The sequence below is a fragment of the Alkalibacterium olivapovliticus genome, from assembly GCF_003003275.1.
Taxonomy (GTDB): Bacteria; Bacillota; Bacilli; order Lactobacillales; family Carnobacteriaceae_A; genus Alkalibacterium; species Alkalibacterium olivapovliticum.
This window is the reverse complement of the sequence record NZ_PVTO01000050.1, coordinates 1-6,427: the sequence shown is the minus strand read 5'-3', so window position 1 is coordinate 6,427 and position 6,427 is coordinate 1. Positions and strand designations below refer to the sequence as shown.

Annotated in this window: 7 protein-coding genes; 5 read left to right on the top strand and 2 right to left on the bottom strand. The window is 37.0% G+C overall.

Features of this window, described 5'->3' with window-relative positions:
• Window positions 1-90: 90 nt before the first annotated feature.
• Window positions 91-471, bottom strand: a complete 381-nt coding sequence (locus CLV38_RS13145) for a hypothetical protein (RefSeq protein WP_106196427.1) — start codon at window positions 469-471, stop codon at window positions 91-93.
• Entirely contained in the window at window positions 458-1,441 is a 984-nt protein-coding gene (locus CLV38_RS13140) for an AAA family ATPase (protein ID WP_106196425.1), read from the bottom strand. Before CLV38_RS13140 ends, CLV38_RS13145 begins: the two co-directional genes overlap by 14 nt.
• 703 nt (window positions 1,442-2,144) lie before the next feature.
• Here CLV38_RS13140 and CLV38_RS13135 point away from each other — a divergent pair.
• The 5 genes from CLV38_RS13135 to CLV38_RS13115 all read left to right on the top strand — a co-directional run bounded on the left by CLV38_RS13135 (window position 2,145) and on the right by CLV38_RS13115 (window position 6,277).
• Complete coding sequence (locus CLV38_RS13135) at window positions 2,145-3,638, top strand: primase C-terminal domain-containing protein (RefSeq protein WP_106196423.1); 1,494 nt, start codon at window positions 2,145-2,147, stop codon at window positions 3,636-3,638.
• A gap of 164 nt (window positions 3,639-3,802) precedes the next feature.
• Window positions 3,803-4,393, top strand: coding sequence for a type IV toxin-antitoxin system AbiEi family antitoxin domain-containing protein (locus tag CLV38_RS13130; RefSeq protein WP_106196420.1), 591 nt, complete (start codon window positions 3,803-3,805; stop codon window positions 4,391-4,393).
• Window positions 4,386-5,240: a nucleotidyl transferase AbiEii/AbiGii toxin family protein gene (locus CLV38_RS13125; RefSeq protein ID WP_106196418.1), complete on the top strand. Its 855-nt coding sequence runs from the start codon at window positions 4,386-4,388 to the stop codon at window positions 5,238-5,240. Before CLV38_RS13130 ends, CLV38_RS13125 begins: the two co-directional genes overlap by 8 nt.
• 115 nt (window positions 5,241-5,355) lie before the next feature.
• Window positions 5,356-5,934: a hypothetical protein gene (locus CLV38_RS13120; protein WP_106196416.1), complete on the top strand. Its 579-nt coding sequence runs from the start codon at window positions 5,356-5,358 to the stop codon at window positions 5,932-5,934.
• 142 nt (window positions 5,935-6,076) lie between these two features.
• Entirely contained in the window at window positions 6,077-6,277 is a 201-nt protein-coding gene (locus CLV38_RS13115) for a hypothetical protein (RefSeq protein ID WP_106196414.1), read from the top strand.
• Window positions 6,278-6,427 lie beyond the last annotated feature (150 nt).

The window sequence follows — 6,427 nt, the reverse complement described above, 5'->3', positions numbered from 1 at the left end:
CTAACTCTTCTAGTTTATCAAATAGAACGAAAGTATGGGATAAAAGTGCACATTATTATCTAGCAGTAACTGCATAATACAGTTTAGCAGTCACAGAAACTTATTATTTTGAATACTAGCTATAATCCGTTGAGCTCGATCATCATAATTATTCTCGTAGTAGTATTGTGTCATGTGCCTCAGAGTTTCATAAGCTTTTGCTCCTTCAAAATCTGAAAATATTTCAATTAACGACTTGATATCTGGATCTGCTTTTATCGTTTTTCTATCTTTAGCAGAATATTGAGTATCAAAGTCAATTGTAGTAAAGTCTGTTGCTAGCTTCGAGTAATTCTTTGAAGAATGCTCTGCTAAATTTAAATTATTTTCATTTTTTTCGTCACTAATTTCCTGTGAATCATCAAATCGTGATTCTGAAACAGGTGTTTGAACTACTGGCCTACTCTTCTTTTTTCTATTAGTTAGAGCCAATTTTGTCACCTACTTTCGGTTCAAACTCAATTAAATCTAATTTTCTTGAATAGTCTGTTAGCTTATTTCCATTTAAGTATTTGGGCTTATAGATGTAGTTACGAGGTATGTCACCCTGTTCCTCAAATAATGATATTCTTTCCTCTAGTTCTCTAAATATATCGGCAAATAGTGCGAAAACTTTCCTATCATGATGATCAATGGATGTTATTCCGTATTCCGGATAATCATCAATTCTTTTTTGATTACTAACTATGGCATTGAATGTAAAGTTTTCTCCAAATGCTTCTTTTGTTTGAAAAATAATAGACTCATGTAATTCTCTTTTAGGTTGCAACAAAAAAGGAAGAAGTCCCAATACCTCACCTCTGAAGTCATCTCCAAAATCATCTATTAGTGTTTGAAGATAGACATTTATAATATCGAGAGAACCCTCAAAAGAGTAGGTTTTAGTCTCTTGTGGAATAACAAAGTAATCTGCGCAGACCATTGCATTATCAACCTTGATATCAGTACTCGGTCCAACATCGATCCAAATATAATCGTAGAGCTCTTTTAGTGGTTCCAATAGGCTAGAAAAATGAAAAGTTCGTTGTTTAGTAATTTCAGCTACATGGGAGGGATGGTCATTTTTTAAAGGATATAGTAACTCCAAGAACAACCCATACTTTGCCATGTCACCACCACCTGCTATCATATGTAAATTTGGCGTCAACTCAACAATTGCACTTTTAAGGTCATCTTTCTTAATAGCACTAACTACAGTAGAAGGAAAATTTTTGTCAAAAGTTTTTCCTAGTAAGCTTGTTGCATTAGCTTGTTTATCAAAATCTATTAACAGACACTTATTATTAAACTCTTCGTTAGGTAATGAAGCAACTATAGCTTCAAAGCAAGTTGAAGTTGTTTTACCTACTCCACCCTTCTGATTTGCGTTAATAATAACTCTTGCTGCTTTGTGATTATCCATTTCTCTAACACCTCCATGATATGTAAAAAATCTCCTAAAATCATTGTATCAATACTAACATACATATGCAATAGTTAAATGTATTTAGGAGAACTTTTTCAAAATAATACTTCAGGAATATAAAAAGGAGAAAAGGAGAAAAGGAGAAAAGGAGAAAAGGAGAAAAAGAAAGCTTCAACTCTCTTTTTCTCCTTTTAACAGTTATGTTTATAGACTATAAGAATCAATGTAAGACGCAATATATTATTTCTTTTTTAGATTTAGGAGAAAAAGAGAAAAGGAGAAAACTCTCTTTTTCTCCTAAAAAATAGATTTAGGAGAAAAAGAGAAAAAGAGACTTTTCTCCTAAAAATAAATGCTGTTTTATCTATTTACATAAAGATAACTGTCGGTTAAGGTGTGCGTATAGAAAAATAAAAAAGAGACGGAAGCATTTGATTCAACAAAATCAAATGCTTCAGAATCACATAATCTACAGTTATGTGTTCCCGCTCGCCTCTAAGGTTTATAAGTGGTTGGTAGCCACTTATGACTTTTAAATTATGGACGGATCACGATCCGTTCGTAGTTGATTCTAGCATAAAGAGGCGCGCACTTCAACATTAGGACCCTCTATGCTTACTACCTAAAATAGAGCAGGCACTTTCCTACAGAAGAGGACACATAAACAGATGTGTCCTCTTTTTTGTAGAAAGGAACCCCTATGCCTAACGTTAACAGCTTGTACCCTTACATATTGAAAGATGGATTACAACGGTATAAATTTAAACACAGTGAGAACCGGCCAACTGATCACCAAGAAAAAATGGGTAAAAAAGGCGTCAGCTTTGTCTTCAGAAGCAAAGAACAGATGGCCAATGCTCGAGGCTTTATCGTGACGTCAGAAGAAGCGATTCAAGAGAATAAAGACACATTATCCCACTGGACCCCGAATGTTTATGGCTGGGGAGGGTATGTGGACCTAGAGCGGAAACACGTTATGGGCTTTTTTGAGGAAAATCTAATGCAAATCAATACCTATGTCATCGATATCGATTGTGCGAAAGACGTGGTGAGTAGCGACGACATTTTACTGGCCGGGATTGACCTGGGTGTCACACCGACGTTAATTGTCGAGTCACCTAATGGCTACCAGGCTTATTTTGTCCTCGATCGCCCCAGTTTTATCTCTAAAGCACATGACTTTAAGTCATTACGTACAAATAAAGCCATTGCGCGCTCATTAAAGCTGGCTTTTTCAAAAGAAATAGAAGGCGTCGATTTTGGCTGCAATCCGTTCGGCATATTTAGGTTCCCTAATGAAGAGAATATCGTTTTTTACGAGCCAGACAATCTCTTCAATTTTAAAAAACTCATGGCCTGGTCAATGAAAGTGAGTGACGATCACCACCAGGAACAACAGGACCGATTCATGAAACAGTTTAAGACAAGTGACTTCAAACAGACGCAAACGAGCTGGTTCAGGAGTTTATTAAATCAAACAGAGATCAAAGGTGGAAAAGGGGTACTAGGCCGAAATTCAGCCCTATTCACCGCTTCTTTGGCCTGCTATTCGTCTAACCTGGATCAAGACACCTGCATTGAGCTCATGACCGACTTCAATGCGTCTTTGTCTTACCCTCTATCTGAAAGAGAAGTCAGAAAGACCGTCCGATCTGCTTATTCAGGGCGTTATAAGGGCGCTTCAGCGCATTATATCCAATTACTGAATGAACAGTGGGTAGGCGACGATACACGCGCTGAGAGCTCAAATAAGGGCGTCTGGTACAAGTTTGCGAAACCAAGGGAAGAACGCCAGAAAAGTCATTACTCGGAATGGCGCAGAGATTTGATCCGTTTAATTGAACGCACAGCAACGAAGAGCCAAGGCTTTGTGCAATTCACGCGAAAAGAACTCATGAACGCCCTAGGCATACCTGAATCCAGTTTGAAAGACTTGCTGAGACAAATGAAAAACGACGACTACGTGACGATTAAGACCAAACCAGGGAGAAATGGCTACACACGTTTATGGACCGTTAAAAGCATTGTATTAAGCCTTATACGGTCTAAACGAGTCAAGCAACTAGCCGATAAAGAAGGCTTGCTACAGACACTGGCACCCATTCAAACGCTGATAGAAAAGGTGTCTAATAAGCCGATAAACAGAGAAAAACTACAGGAGATCATCTTAAAAGAAATCGTGAATACCTCTTAAAATTTAAAAGGGACGAACTGCCTATTACTTATTTCTAGTATACGGTGGTGCCTCTGTAAAGATGTGCGTATAGTGCTCGTTTATCTATTTTCTCGTACTCGGTTGCATTCTATACTCACCAGGTATACTATAGGTCTATACTCTAGTGTGGAGGAGGGTTATTTATGCTCGGTGAACGGTTATCTGGTGCGTTTGAAGTAGAAAATGGTATCTTGACGTTAGAACGTGCGGTTGAATTAGGCTTGTCTAAAGAGTCTGTTAGAAAAGCTTATCGTCGTGGGGATCTAGTGAAGGCTGAACGCGGGATTTATTTATTGCATGAGGATTATGACGATGATCTGTACGTTATGCAGCTGAAGTATTCAAAAGGGGTTTATTCTTACGAGACAGCTTGTATGCTGCATGGGCTGACGACTTTTTCTCCATTCGCTTATATTATGACGTTTCCCAAAGGGTATCATTTAAATAATAGAGCAGAGCATTCGATTGAAGCACATTTTGCCACGCCTTTCTTTTATTCTTTAGGTGTCATGGAGTGTACAAGCTGGTTAGGCAATCCGTTACGGGTGACGAACTTAGAACGGACAGTGATTGATATGCTGAGGTCGCCTCGTACATTGCCTGATATCCTTGACGAAGTCCTGGTTAATTATCAATGGTCAGAAGAGAAGAATATAGACCGTTTAAAAGAATATGCCTCACTGTACCGTGTAGAACGTCAGTTAAAAGAAAGAGGATTGATTCAGAGTGAATGAAGGGAAAATGAAGCAGTTAGTTAAAACAAAAGCGAAAGAAACGGGGTTACCCCCGCAGCAATTATACGGCTTATTTGCGATGGAGCAGCTCTTGATAAAATTAAATGATTCACCGTATAAAGATCATTTAATTTTAAAAGGTGGCTATGTCTTGGCTACGACATTAGGTTTAGATAGACGTGCGACGCGTGATTTGGATACGACGGTTAGAGGGTTCCATTTGGACAAGGAAAAGATGGAAGAGATTGCTGATTTTATTACGCAATCGAATCAAAAGGCGAGTCAATTTGAATTAGTGGGGATTAAAGAAACAAGAGAAGCGTTTGACTACAATGGGTATGAATTGAAGCTGTTGTATATTAACGGAAAAGCTCGCTTTCCGATCTCCGTTGATTTTACAACAGGTGAAGACCTGCTTGATGTAGAAGAGTTAGAAGTGATTCCGTCTTTATTTGATACCAGCGTTGAGCTTACCTTTCCTCGTTACCCGTTAGAACAAATCATTGCGGATAAATGGTATACGACCTTGGCTTACGGTAAAGAAGGGGATACCAACTCGAGAATGAAAGATCTATATGATCTGCATGTTTTGTCAAAGAGTTACGATACGATCGATTATTCATACGTTGTGGAAGCAGTCAAGAAAACGATGACTCAAAAAAATAATCATATTACTCCTGACGAATATGATTCAATCATTAACTTTTTACAGTCCTCGGAGCAGCAAAAGCTAACGTGGAAAAATTATCAGAGGTTGTATCCATTTGCCCGTGAGTTACAGTTTAACGACGTGATGGAGAGTGTTAAATGGATCTCTAATCAACTAGAGGCCAGTTTAGGAAAATAAGAATAAGTCATATATATAAATAGCAACAACTATTTTTTATCAACCTTGTTTAGGGAAGCCATACTTTTCTAAGTAAGAATCGTCGATGTTGAAAAATAAATTTTAGGAGAGGGACATGGGAGTTTTAGAAATTGGTAGTCTCTTAACGGCTGGCCTAACACTTTTTTACAATGTAACGAAAAGTTTGTCAGAGAGTTTATTATATTTTTGGATTGTACAGACCGATAACAATAGATTAAAAGATATTTTAACGGATAAAAGGAAGTTGGATCAGTCAGCTTTTACGTTTTCTCTTTTAACATTATCTATTGCGTTAACGTTTAGTTTTGTAATCATTAATGCGGTACCGAATCGATCTGACAGATGGCCAGTAGCTATCTATAATAATCTATTCACGATTTCCTTTACGCTTATAGCATTAGTATTTTTAATTTATGCATTTGCTGTTTTTAAGAGGAAAAATAAAAGAGTATTAAGAATAGCAGATACTGACGGGAGTCATTGGTATTTGCACGGAAGGCTGTCTAATGATATGTATTTATTTAAGGACTCCAAATCAAAAGAGATAAACAAATTGAAATTAAAAACTAAAGCTGAAATGATTGAACTGTTTGATGGTTTTGTAGATGTTGATCGTCCTTCTTTAGGGAAGAAGGACGCGATAATTGAAACGGAAGAAAAAAATGAACAGTGAATACAAATAATGTTCCGAGGATTTATTTTTAAAAAAGAGTGAATGCAATAGAAGGATACAATGTAGTCCTTAAAATTTACGGCTGATGTTTTATGTATACTGTTGTGCTCATAAAAAGATTAGTAAGAAGAGGAGGATATGTGTGGAGGTTACATACGGATTGAACAACCAGAAGATAGGACGGGTTGTTGCTTGGCATGAAGACGCTACTCAAAAGGGGAATTTTGTTTTGACGATCGAGACATCTACAGGGACAGTTATTCATTCAGTTGAAAAGAAATTAAGTAAAAAACAAGAAGAAGAACTAAAGAGAATAGTGCCGAAAGATGATACGGGCTTATAGAAAGATAAAAAAGATATAGGTACAAAATAAGTTAAATGATCAGGATATATTTAGGGAGAGTGTAAAATATTTTGTGTAAATAGAAAAAAGGAAGTCCCTTCTGTAGAATAGAGTTACCACACTAAATTCACAGAAAAGAGGACTTCCCTA

Coding starts and splice junctions, on each gene's coding strand:
- CLV38_RS13140 (WP_106196425.1), bottom strand. CDS start 1,441: ATGGATAATCACAAAGCAGCAAGAGTTATTATTAACGCAAATCAGAAG.
- CLV38_RS13135 (WP_106196423.1), top strand. CDS start 2,145: ATGCCTAACGTTAACAGCTTGTACCCTTACATATTGAAAGATGGATTA.
- CLV38_RS13130 (WP_106196420.1), top strand. CDS start 3,803: ATGCTCGGTGAACGGTTATCTGGTGCGTTTGAAGTAGAAAATGGTATC.
- CLV38_RS13120 (WP_106196416.1), top strand. CDS start 5,356: ATGGGAGTTTTAGAAATTGGTAGTCTCTTAACGGCTGGCCTAACACTT.